14 protein-coding genes and 1 pseudogene are annotated in these 13,272 nt (G+C 65.3%); 8 read left to right on the top strand and 7 right to left on the bottom strand.

Going from position 1 to position 13,272, the window contains the following annotated elements; all coding sequences use genetic code 11:
• Positions 1 to 63 precede the first annotated feature (63 nt).
• The 4 genes from HWX31_RS31430 (at position 64) to HWX31_RS31415 (ending at position 2,463) form a co-directional block, all read left to right on the top strand.
• Positions 64 to 300, top strand: coding sequence for a (2Fe-2S)-binding protein (locus HWX31_RS31430; protein WP_059535413.1), 237 nt, complete (start codon positions 64 to 66; stop codon positions 298 to 300).
• A gap of 216 nt (positions 301 to 516) precedes the next feature.
• Positions 517 to 1,254, top strand: coding sequence for an energy transducer TonB (locus tag HWX31_RS31425; RefSeq protein WP_174965007.1), 738 nt, complete (start codon positions 517 to 519; stop codon positions 1,252 to 1,254).
• 35 nt (positions 1,255 to 1,289) lie between these two features.
• A complete protein-coding gene (locus tag HWX31_RS31420; protein WP_174965008.1) occupies positions 1,290 to 2,021 on the top strand; it encodes a MotA/TolQ/ExbB proton channel family protein in 732 nt (243 codons plus the stop codon).
• Between the two features lie 13 nt (positions 2,022 to 2,034).
• Positions 2,035 to 2,463, top strand: a complete 429-nt coding sequence (locus HWX31_RS31415) for an ExbD/TolR family protein (protein WP_042584470.1) — start codon at positions 2,035 to 2,037, stop codon at positions 2,461 to 2,463.
• Between the two features lie 420 nt (positions 2,464 to 2,883).
• On the opposite strand, the gene HWX31_RS31410 is transcribed toward HWX31_RS31415, so the two are convergent.
• Positions 2,884 to 3,855, bottom strand: a complete 972-nt coding sequence (locus HWX31_RS31410) for a LysR family transcriptional regulator (RefSeq protein WP_010090018.1) — start codon at positions 3,853 to 3,855, stop codon at positions 2,884 to 2,886.
• 121 nt (positions 3,856 to 3,976) lie between these two features.
• Here HWX31_RS31410 and HWX31_RS31405 point away from each other — a divergent pair, with 121 nt between their 5' ends.
• From HWX31_RS31405 to hemP, 3 genes are all read left to right on the top strand, one after another.
• Positions 3,977 to 4,849, top strand: a complete 873-nt coding sequence (locus HWX31_RS31405; protein ID WP_059617500.1) for a pirin family protein — start codon at positions 3,977 to 3,979, stop codon at positions 4,847 to 4,849.
• A gap of 100 nt (positions 4,850 to 4,949) precedes the next feature.
• Positions 4,950 to 5,432, top strand: a complete 483-nt coding sequence (locus HWX31_RS31400; RefSeq protein WP_045567435.1) for an SRPBCC family protein — start codon at positions 4,950 to 4,952, stop codon at positions 5,430 to 5,432.
• 142 nt (positions 5,433 to 5,574) lie between these two features.
• Positions 5,575 to 5,823: a hemin uptake protein HemP gene (gene hemP, locus HWX31_RS31395; RefSeq protein ID WP_059617502.1), complete on the top strand. Its 249-nt coding sequence runs from the start codon at positions 5,575 to 5,577 to the stop codon at positions 5,821 to 5,823.
• Positions 5,824 to 6,066: 243 nt separating this feature from the next.
• On the opposite strand, the gene HWX31_RS31390 is transcribed toward hemP, so the two are convergent.
• The 5 genes from HWX31_RS31390 to uvrB all read right to left on the bottom strand — a co-directional run bounded on the left by HWX31_RS31390 (position 6,067) and on the right by uvrB (position 11,618).
• The gene (locus HWX31_RS31390; protein ID WP_059618759.1) at positions 6,067 to 7,473 is read right to left on the bottom strand and encodes a 4Fe-4S binding protein; all 1,407 of its coding nucleotides are present in this window, start codon (positions 7,471 to 7,473) and stop codon (positions 6,067 to 6,069) included.
• The gene (locus HWX31_RS31385) at positions 7,470 to 8,312 is read right to left on the bottom strand and encodes an FTR1 family iron permease (RefSeq protein ID WP_059617506.1); all 843 of its coding nucleotides are present in this window, start codon (positions 8,310 to 8,312) and stop codon (positions 7,470 to 7,472) included. The genes HWX31_RS31390 and HWX31_RS31385 overlap by 4 nt, the downstream gene beginning before the upstream one ends.
• Positions 8,313 to 8,367: 55 nt before the next feature.
• On the bottom strand, positions 8,368 to 8,700 hold the full coding sequence (locus HWX31_RS31380) for a cupredoxin domain-containing protein (protein ID WP_042584475.1): 333 nt from the start codon (positions 8,698 to 8,700) through the stop codon (positions 8,368 to 8,370).
• 56 nt (positions 8,701 to 8,756) lie between these two features.
• The gene (locus HWX31_RS31375; protein ID WP_095402589.1) at positions 8,757 to 9,308 is read right to left on the bottom strand and encodes an iron transporter; all 552 of its coding nucleotides are present in this window, start codon (positions 9,306 to 9,308) and stop codon (positions 8,757 to 8,759) included.
• A 219-nt stretch (positions 9,309 to 9,527) separates the two neighbouring features.
• Complete coding sequence (gene uvrB / locus HWX31_RS31370) at positions 9,528 to 11,618, bottom strand: excinuclease ABC subunit UvrB (protein ID WP_174965009.1); 2,091 nt, start codon at positions 11,616 to 11,618, stop codon at positions 9,528 to 9,530.
• Positions 11,619 to 11,863: 245 nt separating this feature from the next.
• On the opposite strand from uvrB, the gene HWX31_RS31365 reads away from it, so the two are divergent.
• A complete protein-coding gene (locus HWX31_RS31365) occupies positions 11,864 to 13,063 on the top strand; it encodes an amino acid aminotransferase (RefSeq protein ID WP_010090027.1) in 1,200 nt (399 codons plus the stop codon).
• Between the two features lie 85 nt (positions 13,064 to 13,148).
• Here HWX31_RS31365 and HWX31_RS31360 read toward each other — a convergent pair.
• A pseudogene (locus HWX31_RS31360) lies at positions 13,149 to 13,272 on the bottom strand (3-hydroxybutyrate dehydrogenase); the annotation flags it as partial.

The following is a 13,272-nucleotide window of genomic DNA, read 5'->3' as shown; positions in this document are numbered from 1 at the left end:
GCTTGTCAACGCCGGAAAATTTAATGATAATAATTCGCATTAACGTTAGCTATCGCACTCATCATGATCGTCTGCGTGTGCAAGTCTGTATCCGATCGCACGATTCGCGCGTCCCTCGCGGAAGGCGTGGATTCTTTCGATGAACTCCAGTTCGAACTCGGCGTGGCCACCTGCTGCGGCAAGTGCGAGGAGTCCGTGCGCGACCTCATGGCCGAGCAAGGCGTCTGCGCGAGCCGGTGCGGTGTCGAGCATCATGCTCACCCGATTCCGGTAACGTTCTACGAGCGCAAGGCGGCCTGACCCGCGCCGAGTGCGTATGCGGCCCAGGCCGCATTTTTTGTTTTGCCCGTCAGCAAGCCGGCATCAGCGCGAGCCAACGGCCTACCTGTCAAGGAGCCTGTCATGGAATTGCTGATCGGATTTGTTACCACCGTGTGCATCTCGTTGCTGATCTTCCGCAAGTGATGCTGCGTCACCCGCTGCACGTCGCGTGCGGCGCCGTTCTTTCAAGCTAACATGCAGGCTTCGCATTCCGCTCCAGCCGGCGCCTGGCCGGCGGCCCCCCGTATGAATCCCCGAGTGATCGCCGCCGCGGTCGGCGTGGTCGCCGTGCACGCGGTCCTGCTGACTGCGGCCTGGCTCCATCGCAACGCACTGCCGGCGAAAAACGTCGAGGTCCAGTCGATTACCGCGCAACTGATCACGCCTGCGCCGATCGCGCAGCAGGTCGCGGCCGAATCGATCCCGCAACCGGCCCCGCCGAAGCCCACGCCGCGCGTGAAGCCCAAGGTCGAGCCGAAGCCGGTGCCGAAGGTGTCGAAGCCGACGCCGCAGCCGGTTGCGCCGTCGCCCGTGCCGTCGCCGACACCGGCCCCCGCGGCCGACTCGACGCCTGCGCCCGCGCCCGCCGCGCCGGCTGCCGCCGCGCCGTCGGCCGCGCCCGGCCCCGCGCGCGAGACGATGGACGTCAGCGCGCCGAAGAATGTCCCGACGCTTCAATGTGCGTTCGTGAAGCCCGACTATCCGTCGATGTCGCGCCGCCGCGGCGAATCGGGCACCGCGTACGTGCATTTCGTCGTCGGCGTGACGGGCAAGGTCGAGAGCATCGAGCTGCAGAAGAGCAGCGGCTATCCGCGCCTCGACGAGGCCGCCCTCGCCGCGATGCGCGCGTCGACGTGCCGCCCCTATATCGAGAACGGTCAGGCGATCCGCGCTGCCCGTACCCAGCCCTACAACTTCGGGCTCACCGACTAACACTGCCTCATCCGGAAGATTCGAAAGGAATAAAAATGCAAAGCTACGGTATCGCGCACGTCTGGGCGCAAGGTGATTTCGTCACACGCTTCATCGCAATCGCGTTGCTCGTGATGTCGATCCTGTCGTGGATGGTGATCGTCATCAAGGGCTGGAACGTGATTCGCCTGAACCGCCTCACGAAGAACGCCGAGCAGGCGTTCTGGCATTCGGACGACTTCGACGACGGCATCCAGAAGCTCGGCCAGGCCGCGTCGACGCCGAGCGACAACCCGTTCCTCGCGCTCGCGCTCGCCGGCAAGGAAGCCGCCGATCACCATCACCAGACGCAGCCGCATCTGCATGACCGGATGGACGTGTCCGACTGGATCACGCGCTGCCTGAAGGACACGATGGACGAAGGCATCGCGCGCATGCAGGGCGGCCTCGCGATCCTCGCGTCGATCGGCAGCACCGCCCCGTTCGTCGGGCTGTTCGGCACGGTCTGGGGGATCTACCACGCGCTGCTCGTGATCGGCGCAACCGGCCAGACGTCGATCGACCAGGTGGCGGGCCCGGTCGGCGAGTCGCTGATCATGACGGCCTTCGGCCTGTTCGTCGCGATTCCCGCAGTGCTCGGCTACAACGCGCTCACCCGCGCGAACAAGGGCGTCGTCAGCAAGCTGCGCCGCTTCGCGCACGGCCTGCATGCGTACTTCGTGACGGGCGCGCGCCTCGCGTCGTCGTCCACTCGCGACGGCCTGCGTCTCGCGGCCCGCGCCAGCTGAAGCGGGGTGAACGATGGCAATGAACACCGGTTTCAGCGACGATGACGACGACAGCGTGATGAGCGAGATCAACATGACGCCGCTCGTCGACGTCATGCTCGTACTCCTGATCATTTTTCTGGTGACGATCCCGGCGATGCAGCACGCGGTGAAGATCGACCTTCCGCATGCGAGCAGCCAGCCGGTCGAAGACAAGCCGCAGACCGTCGACGTAGCGATCCAGGGCAACGGCACGATCCTGTGGGACGATCAGACGGTGACGCGCGAACAGCTGCAGGCGCGCATTGCCGAGGCCGCGCAACGCAAGCCGCAACCCGAGTTGCATCTGCGCGCGGATCGCAAGGTCGCCTACGAGCGGGTTGCCGAGGTGATGTCCGATGCGCAGGCCGGCGGCCTGACGAAGCTCGGCTTCGTGACGGAGCCGAAGGCAAAATCAAAGTAAACGCGCGTTGCGACCCTCGCCGGCAGCGCCTAGCCGGCCGCGCCTCGCCGGCCGCGCCTCGCCGGCCGCGCCTAGCCGGCCGCGCCTCGCCGGCCGCGCCCAAAGTAAAAGGCCTTCATCGCCAGATGAAGGCCTTTTTTCATGCGCACGCGGGCGCCTTCGGGCGGCGGGCTCTTCGGCGGTATCGGTTGCGCCTCGAGCAACGCAAATGCGGCTACCGTGGTCTGCACGGACTGCGCTTCCTGCCCTATCTGGCTCGCAACATATGCGGCCACCGTCTTCCGCTCAGAACATCCTTCGCGAAATGGGATTCCAATATAGGCCCGCCGGCCCGCGCATTCAAGACTTCACCGATTGAAACTTGCGATTGCAAGCGACGCTTCAATGACAAAACAAATTTGCAGTGCTTGAAGGTCCGTGTCACGCGGCCGACGCATCCTCGGCCATCTGTTTCGCCCGCTCCGGGCAGCCCGGCTGCTGGTATTTGCCGTGGTCGAGCTTCTCGACCAGGTAGTCGACGAACGAGCGCACCGCGGGCGGCATCCCCTGCCGTGACACGAACACCGCATAAAGCTGCGGCACCGGCAGCGTCCAGCCCGGCATCACCGGCGAAAGCTGCCCGGCGCGCAGCGCATTGCCATACATCATCTCCGGCAGCGCCGCGATCCCGACGCCGTCGAGCACGGCCTCGCGGATCGTCATCAGGTCGGCCGTCACGAGGCGCGGATCGTGTTCGTGCACGTGCTTCGTCCCGTCCGGCGCGATCAGGTTGAACACGTGCCGCCCGTCGACGCTCGGCGTATCGAGCGTCTCGAAATGGGCGAGATCATCCGGCACGAGCGGCGGCGCGTTCTGGCTCAGAAGGCTCGGCGCGCCGACCAGCATCTGTTCGGTCCGCCACAGCGGCCGCACGATGATGTTCGCGTTTTCCGGCGGCTCGGAGCGCACCCGCAGCGCGACGTCGATCGAATCCTCGAACAGGTCGATCACGCGATTCGTCACGCGAACATGCACCTTCACTTCCGGGTAGCGATGCAGGAATTCGGGCAGGATCCGCGACAGCATCGTCTGCGACACCGTGACCGGCACGCTGACCCGCACCGAACCGCGCGGCGACGCGCGCAACTGCTGCACCGCGTTCATCGCGGCCTGCGCTTCTGCGAGCATCGCCTGACAGTGCTGATAGAACAGCTCGCCCGCCTCGGTCAGCGCCAGCTTGCGGGTCGAGCGCTGCAGCAGGCGCACGCCCAACGACGCTTCGAGCTCGGTCAGGCGCCGCGACAGGCGCGACTTCGAGATCCCCAGCACACGTTCGGCCGCCGAGAAGCCGCCGTGCTCGACGACCTGCGAAAAGTACATCAGGTCGTTCAGGTTATGTGCGTCGATATTCATGTCATCGTTCCAATTCCAGAACAATCCATTGCGAACTGAGCTGAATTAATAGGCAAACCGCCCAATATAATAGCGCTACGTTTCAAAAATGGCGCTATTCCATCTTTCCGAGGCCTGCCGCATGACGACCGATCGCTCCCTTGACCGCACCTACCCCGCCCTTCGCACGACCGAAGGCGGCGGCTTCGTGGTCCACCGGCCGTTTCCGACCCGGCTGCTGATGGATTTCGATCCGTTCCTGCTGCTCGACGAAATGGGCCCGGTCGATTACGGCCCGGACGAGGCCAAAGGCGCGCCCGACCATCCGCATCGCGGCTTCGAGACCGTGACCTACGTGCTCGACGGACGCTTCCGGCACCGCGATTCCGCCGGTCACGCGGGCACGCTCGGCCCGGGCGACGTGCAGTGGATGACGGCCGGCGCCGGCGTCGTGCACAGCGAGATGCCGGACCCGGCGTTCGCCCGCACCGGCGGCCGCTCGCACGGCTTCCAGCTGTGGGTCAACCTGCCGCGGCGCGACAAGCTGATCGCGCCGCGCTACCAGGAGATCACGGCCGACCGTATTCCCACCGCGACGTCGCCGGACGGCCGCGCACGCGTCCGGGTGATCGCCGGCGAAGCGTTCGGTGTCAAGGCGGCCATCGAGACGCGCACGCCGATCCTCTACCAGCATTTCACCCTCGAACCCGGCGCGACGGTCACTCAGCCGGTGCCCGCCGGCTATCGCGTGTTCGCGTACCCGATAGCCGGCACCGGCCTCTATGGACCGGACCGGCAGGCAATCGACGCCCGCCACATGGTCACCTATCGCTGCGACGGCGACGCGGTCACGTTTTCCGCCGGCACGGAGCCGCTCGACCTGCTGCTGATCGGCGGCGTGCCGCTCAACGAGCCGGTCGTGCGCTACGGTCCGTTCGTGATGAGCACCGAAGACGAAATCCGGCAGGCCGTGGCCGACTACCAGAGCGGGCGCATGGGCCGCATTGCATCCTGACCGTGTCGATTCGGGGACGCGGGTACCGCGATCGCGCGGGATTTGCGTCACAATAGGTTCTTGAACCACGTGGCGCCCGCCACTACCAGGACCCCTCCCCTTGAACTTCGAACACCTGATCCAGATCAACGCCGACGATCCGGCCGTGCCCACCCTGACCCGCGACCAGCTGTGGGAAGGGCTCGTGCTGCGCGCCGAGCAGCCGCAACTGTTCGTGATCGGTCTCGACAGCTGCGTCGTCCACGAACGGACCGAGACGACGCTCGAGCGCGAACTGCACTTCGGCAACGCGACCGTGCGTGACCGCGTGACGTTCACGCCGAACCAGCAAGTTCGCTACGACATCCACGCGGCGGATGGCGAGATCGGCGGCTCGCTGACGATGACGATCGAGGAACGCGAAGACCGGCAGCTCTTCCTGCGTTTCGAGTACCGTACGACGCTGGCTGTCAGCAACGACACCGAAGACGCGCGGCAGACCCACGAGATCGTCAAGGAAGCGTATCGCACGTCGGATATCGACACCGTGCGGCTGATCCGCGAATACGCGCAGGGACGCAAGGATCCCGATCCCCTGCACTGATACGAGGGCGGCGGCCGCATGCGGCCGCCTCTTTGATTCGTCCTATCAGATTCAAGGTTTCGATCAATAAAGAGTTTTGGTAAATGGGAATGGTTATCATTTAGAATTCATTCCATCGTATCGACATTGACCGATCAACCGAATGACCGACACCACTCGCTCGAGCACGCTGACCTTGCGTCGTACCACCGGCGCCCCAGGCGGCAGCCGCCAGAAGACGGCAGCGGTCACGACGCCGGCGAAGCCCGTCGTCGCAAGCCGCGACGCCGGCACGCGAGTCGTCAGCAGCGACGCGTTGCTGCAGGGCCGCAGCCACGTCAGCATCGCGCACAACGGGGAAACCTATCAGTTGCGCGCCACGCGGCTCGGCAAGTTGATCCTGACGAAGTAGTACGCAGTACAGAGTATTGTGGGGACCACCTCCCTGAGAGGTGTTGGGCATTAGCCAGCGTAACGGCTTGCACGCGAGATCTAGACCCCTTCGTGCAAACACACTCAAGCAGCCGTTGCAGCAAGCCAAGCCACTTTTTTTGGTTCTCGCAGCAAAAACAAAAGCGACACGTCGAAGGACGTGTCGCTTTTTCATTTCATGCGCGGCGTGCGGCGCAGTGGTCTGCGCACACGCCCTCTTCGGTCAGAAACTCGCGAAGCCCCAGAACATCAGCCACCACGCGCTGTCGATGACGGCGAGCGCAACGGCAAACCATGCGAATGCCGCCACGCGGCGCGGCCAGGCCGCATAACGCCCCGTCACCTGCCACGCCAGCCACGCGCTCCATGCGTTTGCCGCGACCAGGATCGCGATGCGCACGTCCGACGCCCAGCCGAGCGGCACGTGTTCGGCACGCAGCAGCGACAGCGTCGTCGCCGACAGGCCGAGGAACACGCCCGCACCCGCGATCGGAATCAGCGACTGCGCGAGATGGTGAACCCGCACGCGATCGAAGCGGCCGAGCATCAGCGCCGCGCAGGCCAGCACGACGAGCAGCGCCGTGCCGTACACGAGCCCCGTGCCGACGATGTAGCTGACGATAAGCCCACCGTCGAGCCACGAGAATACGTCGTTGCGATCCGGATAATGCGTGAGCAGGAACCACGGCGCATTGGTTTCGAGCGGCCACGTGATGTCGCGATCGATCAGCCAGCCCGCGAGCCATTGCTTGATCTGCACGAACCATGGGCTGACGGTCCAGTGGAACGCGCCGATCGCGACGCCGAGCAGGCCGTACAGGATCAGCGCGGTGTCCCACGGATTCGCCTGCTGCGCGCCGAGCTTCACGACCTCGTCGGACGGCGAGCGCCACGACAGCGAGATCGCGTCGCGGTGCCCGCTGCAGCGGCCGCACATATGGCATGCAGCCGCGCCCTTCATGTTGCGCAACGGCACGAGCGGCGCGCAATTGATCGGAATCACGCGATGCCCGTGCTCGCCGTTCTTGTACGAACGGCGCCATGCGTCCTCGTCGACCTTGTAGCGCATCGGCGCGAGCCGCGCGAGCAGCCCGAACACGCCGTTGACCGGGCACAGGTACTTGCACCACACGCGCTTCTCGCGGCCGTACAGCACGCCGATCACGATTGCGCCGACGGTCGAGCCGCCGAGCACGAACAGCACCGCCAGCGGATACTGGTACACGCTGACCATCTGCCCGTAGATCGTCGTGAGCCCGAACGCGACGAACGGCCAGCCGCCCCACCGCACCCAGCGCGGAATCGCGCCGCCGCGGCCGAACTTGCTCGCGTATTCGGTGAGCGCGCCCTCCGGACACAGCACGCCGCACCAGACGCGGCCGAGCATCACCATCGACAGCAGCACGAACGGCCACCAGATGCCCCAGAACACGAATTGCGCGATGAGCGTGAGGTTGCTCCAAAGATGCGCGGAATCGTCCGGCAGCGGCAGGATCGCCGGCACGAGAATCAGAAACGCATAGACGGCCACGACGCCCCACTGAACGCCGCGGATCAGCGCGCCGTGACGCTGCATCCATTGGCCGGCCCGGGCGAGCCAGCCCGGTCTTGCGCCGGCGACGGTACTCATGCGGCGCGCCCCGCGGCCGCGGCCGGACGCCGGCTCGCGCGCTTGAGCAGCAGCCAGACGACCGCCCAGTACACCGCGTACGCGATCAGGTTCATCAGCGCCGGATGCGCGCGATAGCCGGTCAGCGTCGCGACCAGCGAACCGAACGTGCCGGAATCGTCGAGGATGGCCGACGTATCCCACACCTGCGACATGCCGAGCGGCAGGATTTCCTTGTCGATCAGCTTGTCGACGCCGGTCTGGAACAGGCCCGCGCCGAGGAGCAGCAGCATCACTTCAGTGACGCGGAAGAAATGCCGCCACGAGAAGTACTTGCCGCCGAGCTGCAGCAGATAGAACGTCAGGAACGCGAGACCGAGACCGATCACGACCGCGAGCATCTGGCTGCCGTCGACATGGCCCGACTGGCCGAACCCGAGGCCGTACAGGAAAATCACCGTTTCGCTGCCTTCGCGCGCGATCGCGAGCGCGACCAGCACCGCGACGCCCCACCAGTTCGAATCGCGCGTGCTCTGCTGCAGCGACTGCTCCATGTCGCGCTTCAGCGTGCGGCCGTGCTGGCGCATCCACAGCACCATCTGCACGATCAGCACGCACGCGATGAGCACCATCGCCGTCTGGAAATAGTCCTGCGCGTCGCCGGACAGCACTTCGGTGAATCCGACGAGCGCGGCGCCGAGCCCGACGGCCATCAGTAGCCCGACCGCGACGCCCGTCCACAGATACGGAATACCGCGACGCGCGTCGTCGTCGCCGTTCTTCAGCCACGCATAGAGAATGCCGACGACGAGCAGCGCCTCGACGCTCTCCCGCCAGACGATGAACAAGATCTGACCCATCGATACCTCCCTGACATGCGGGACACTCAAACGCCCGCATGCAGACAAAACTGCATTACTTCGCGACGATCACGCCCTGCGCCTGCTGGTGGAAATCGTCGAAAAACTTGTATTCGCCCGGCGAAAGCGGCGCGACGACCACGAACGAGTCGGCGCCCGGCGCGAGCACCTTCTCCTTGCGCAACTGCACGCTTTCGAATTCGGCGGCGCCCTTGCCGGTGTTCCTGATCTCGATCTTGAAGCGCTGGCCGGCCGGCACCTCGATGCGTGCCGGATTCAGCTTGCCGTCCGCCATTTCGAGCTTGAACGTCGGCAGATCGGCGGCCTGCGCGGCGCCGGCGAGCAACAGCGCGGCGGCCGCGACGACGAATTTCTGGGGGAATTTCATTCTGGTTTCTCTACGACGACGGCGCGCCCGAGGCGCGCCGTCCGTTATGCCACCGATCAGTAACCGCCCTTCTTGCCGATGCCGGCGAACGGGAAGTCGTATTCGAGCGTGACGGGCTTGAACCACTGGCCCACGCCGGTTTCCTTGTCGACGTGGCGGCCGAAGGCCATGTGGCCCGTCTGCATCGGCGCCTTGACGACCATCGTCAGGTGGTACTTGCCCGGGCCGTTCAGCTTCACGTTGTCGCCGTAGTGCGGGCCGTCGCTCGCGACCATGCCCATCAGGTCGCCTTCCGCCTTCCACTTCGCATCGCCCTGCTTCGTCAGCTTGTAGGTGACCTGCAGGTACGGCATCCAGTCGCCTTCGGCGAAACCGGTCGGGTTGTTCTTGACCGCGTGGATGTCGGCCTCGAGGTGGATGTCCGAATCCGATGCCTTGCGCATCATCCCTTCCGGATCCATCGTGATCGGCTGCAGGTAAACCGCGCCGATTTCCATCCCGCCCTGGATCTGCTGCTTGCCGATCGGATATTCGGCGGCGGATGCCGACATGGCGGCCAGCGCCGCCGCTACCGCAACCGAAGTGCGGATGAACGAAGAACCCAACATGGACACTCCTTGTTTTTATCTGACACAAGTGCGGCCGCCCGGCTGGGCGACCCACCCACAAACACTAACGCAATGAAGAACGTTAATGCGAACAATTCTCAATAATGGCGAAGTTTAGCACCGAACGCGCACGGGGACAAACCGGCAACCGCGTAAAACCCTGATACGACAAGGCTTACAGGCAGGTTACCGGCCGTCTTTGGCAACAGTTGGAGAGATTTACCGGACGCCGCTCACGTGGTCGCCGACGTTCGCGCCGAACACGCGCTCGCGCAGCAGCGCGAGCTGGTCGCGCGTGGCAGCCGCCTTCTCGAACTCGAGGTTCTTCGCATAATCGGCCATCTGCTTTTCGAGGCGCTTGATTTCCTTCGCGATCTGCTTCTCGGACATGTCCTCGAACTTCGCACGCTGCTGCGCTTCCTTCAGTTCCGCGCGCGCATCGTCGGCGTTGTAGACGCCGTCGATGATGTCCTTGATGCGCTTCACGACGCCGCGCGGCGTGATGCCCATCTGCTCGTTGTACGCGATCTGCTTCGCGCGGCGCCGCTCGGTTTCGCCGATCGCGCGCTTCATCGATTCGGTCATCGTGTCCGCATAGAGGATCGCCTTGCCGTTCACGTTGCGCGCCGCGCGGCCGATCGTCTGGATCAGCGAGCGCTCGGCGCGCAGGAAGCCTTCCTTGTCCGCGTCGAGGATCGCGACGAGCGACACTTCCGGAATGTCGAGCCCTTCGCGCAGCAGGTTGATCCCGACCAGCACGTCGAACGTGCCGAGCCGCAGATCGCGGATGATCTCGACGCGCTCGACCGTGTCGATGTCGCTGTGCAGGTAGCGCACCTTGACGCCGTGATCGGCGAGGAATTCGGTAAGCTGCTCGGCCATCCGCTTCGTCAGCACGGTAATCAGCACGCGCTCCTCGGCCTTCACGCGCGCGTTGATCTCGGTCAGCACGTCGTCGACCTGCGAGCTTGCCGGCCGCACTTCGATCTCCGGATCGACGAGCCCGGTCGGCCGCACCACCTGCTCGGCGATCTGCCCGGTCACGCGCTTCTCGTAGTCGGCCGGCGTCGCCGACACGAAGACCACCTGGCGCATCTTGCGCTCGAACTCGTGGAACTTGAGCGGCCGGTTGTCGAGCGCCGACGGCAGCCGGAACCCGTAGTTGACGAGGTTCTCCTTGCGCGCGCGGTCGCCGTTGTACATGCCGTTCAACTGGCCGATCAGCACGTGCGACTCGTCGAGCAGCATCAGCGCGTCGGGCGGCAGGTAGTCGACGAGCGTCGGCGGCGGCTCGCCCGGCGCGGCGCCGGAGAAGTGCCGCGAGTAGTTCTCGATGCCCTTGCAGAAACCGAGCTCCTGCAGCATCTCGAGATCGAACCGGGTGCGCTGCTCGAGGCGCTGCGCCTCGACTAGCTTGTTGTCGCCGTGGAAGAACTCGAGGCGTTCGCGCAGCTCGTCCTTGATCGTCTCGACCGCGCGCATCACCGTGTCGCGCGGCGTCACATAGTGCGACGACGGATACACGGTGAAGCGCGGAATCTTCTGCCGCACGCGGCCCGTCAGCGGGTCGAACAGCTGCAGCGTCTCGACCTCGTCGTCGAACAGCTCGACGCGCACGGCCATCTCCGCGTGCTCGGCCGGGAAGATGTCGATCGTGTCGCCGCGCACGCGGAACGTGCCGCGCTGGAAATCCTGCTCGTTGCGCGTGTACTGCATCGCGATCAGCCGGGCGATCACTTCGCGCTGGCCGAGCTTGTCGCCCGTGCGCAGCGTCAGGATCATCTGGTGGTATTCGGACGGATTGCCGATACCGTAGATCGCCGACACCGTCGCGACGATCACCACGTCGCGACGCTCCATCAGGCTCTTCGTCGCCGACAGCCGCATCTGCTCGATGTGCTCGTTGATCGACGAGTCCTTCTCGATGAACAGGTCGCGCTGCGGCACGTACGCTTCCGGCTGGTAGTAGTCGTAGTACGACACGAAGTACTCGACCGCATTGCGCGGGAAGAACTCGCGGAACTCCGCGTAGAGCTGCGCGGCGAGCGTCTTGTTCGGCGCGAACACGATCGCCGGGCGGCCGAGCCGCGCGATCGTGTTCGCCATCGTGTAGGTCTTGCCGGAACCGGTCACGCCGAGCAGCGTCTGGAACGAGAGGCCGTCCTCGATGCCTTCGACGAGCGTCGCGATCGCGGTCGGCTGGTCGCCGGCAGGCGGATACGGTTGATACAGCTGGAACGGCGACCCTTCGAAGGTCACGAATTTCGATTCGTCGAGCGCGTCGCCGACGTCGGCATGATGTTCGGACATGGAATGCGGCCGGGACCAGGACAAAAGAGCATTCTAGCGCTTCGCGGACGGCCGGACTGCTGTCGGCTCCTGACGCGCGCGGACGGCCGCCGATTGGCGATCGACGCGTCACGATGCGAAAAAAAGCCGCGAATTCGCTACAATGTCGAACTGCTGCGCTTTCGGCGTCGTGCCCGTCCGCGCGCGGCCTGCCGCGCCCCCGCCCGATGAAAGCCTGACCCTCTTTTCACTACTGCCGAACCATCATGTCGCTCTTCTCCGCTGTCCAGCTTGCTCCCCGCGACCCGATCCTGGGCCTGAACGAAGCCTTCAACGCCGATACCCGCTCGACCAAGGTCAATCTCGGCGTCGGCGTCTACACGAACGAGGAAGGCAAGATTCCGCTGCTGCGCGCGGTCCGTGAAGCGGAGAAGGCACGCGTCGACGCCGGCCTGCCGCGCGGCTACCTGCCGATCGACGGCATCGCCGCGTACGACGCCGCCGTGCAGAAGCTGCTGCTCGGCAACGATTCGCCGCTGATCGCCGCGGGTCGCGTGGTGACGGCGCAGGCGCTGGGCGGCACGGGCGCGCTGAAGATCGGCGCCGATTTCCTGCGCACGCTGAACCCGAACGCGAAGGTCGCGATCAGCGATCCGAGCTGGGAAAACCACCGCGCACTGTTCGAAGCGGCCGGCTTCGAAGTCGTCGCTTACCCGTACTACGACGCGAAGACCAACGGCGTGAACTTCGAAGGCATGCTGTCGGCGCTGAACGGCTATGAGCCGGGCACGATCGTCGTGCTGCACGCGTGCTGCCACAACCCGACCGGCGTGGACCTGAACGACGCGCAATGGCAGCAGGTCGTCGACGTCGTCAAGGCGCGCAACCTCGTGCCGTTCCTCGATATCGCATACCAGGGCTTCGGCGACAGCATCGACGCCGATGCGGCCGCCGTGCGACTGTTCGCCGCAGCCGACCTGAACGCATTCGTGTCGTCGTCGTTCTCGAAGTCGTTCTCGCTGTATGGCGAGCGTGTCGGCGCGCTGTCGATCATCACGTCGAGCAAGGACGAAGGCGCGCGCGTGCTGTCGCAGCTCAAGCGCGTGATCCGCACGAACTACTCGAACCCGCCGACGCACGGTGGCGCGGTGGTTGCCGCGGTGCTCGCGTCGCCGGAACTGCACGCATCGTGGGTGCAGGAGCTCGGCGAAATGCGCGACCGCATCCGCGCGATGCGCAATGGTCTCGTCGAGCGCCTGAAGGCGAGCGGCGTCGACCGCGACTTCAGCTTCATCAATGCGCAACGCGGGATGTTCTCGTACTCGGGCCTGACGTCGGCACAAGTCGACCGTCTGCGCGACGAGTTCGGCATCTACGCGGTCGGCACGGGCCGGATCTGCGTCGCCGCGCTGAACACGCGCAACCTCGACGTCGTCGCCAACGCGGTCGCGGCCGTCCTGAAGTAACTCGCCGGCACGCAGGACGGCATCTTTCGGTGCCGTCCCGCCGACGTGAAAAACGCGCTCCCCGGAGCGCGTTTTCTTTTGCGGCTTACTGCATGAACCAGCCGTGGCTGACGACGACGGACTGGCCGGTCAGCGCGGCGCTCGGGAACGCCGACAGGAACAGCACCGTCTGCGCGACGTCCTGCACCGTCGTGAACACGCCGTCGACC

The organism is Burkholderia ubonensis, from assembly GCF_902833085.1.
Taxonomy (GTDB): Bacteria; Pseudomonadota; Gammaproteobacteria; order Burkholderiales; family Burkholderiaceae; genus Burkholderia; species Burkholderia ubonensis.
Note: the sequence above shows the minus strand (reverse complement) of the source record. Positions and strands in the feature narration are given on the sequence as shown.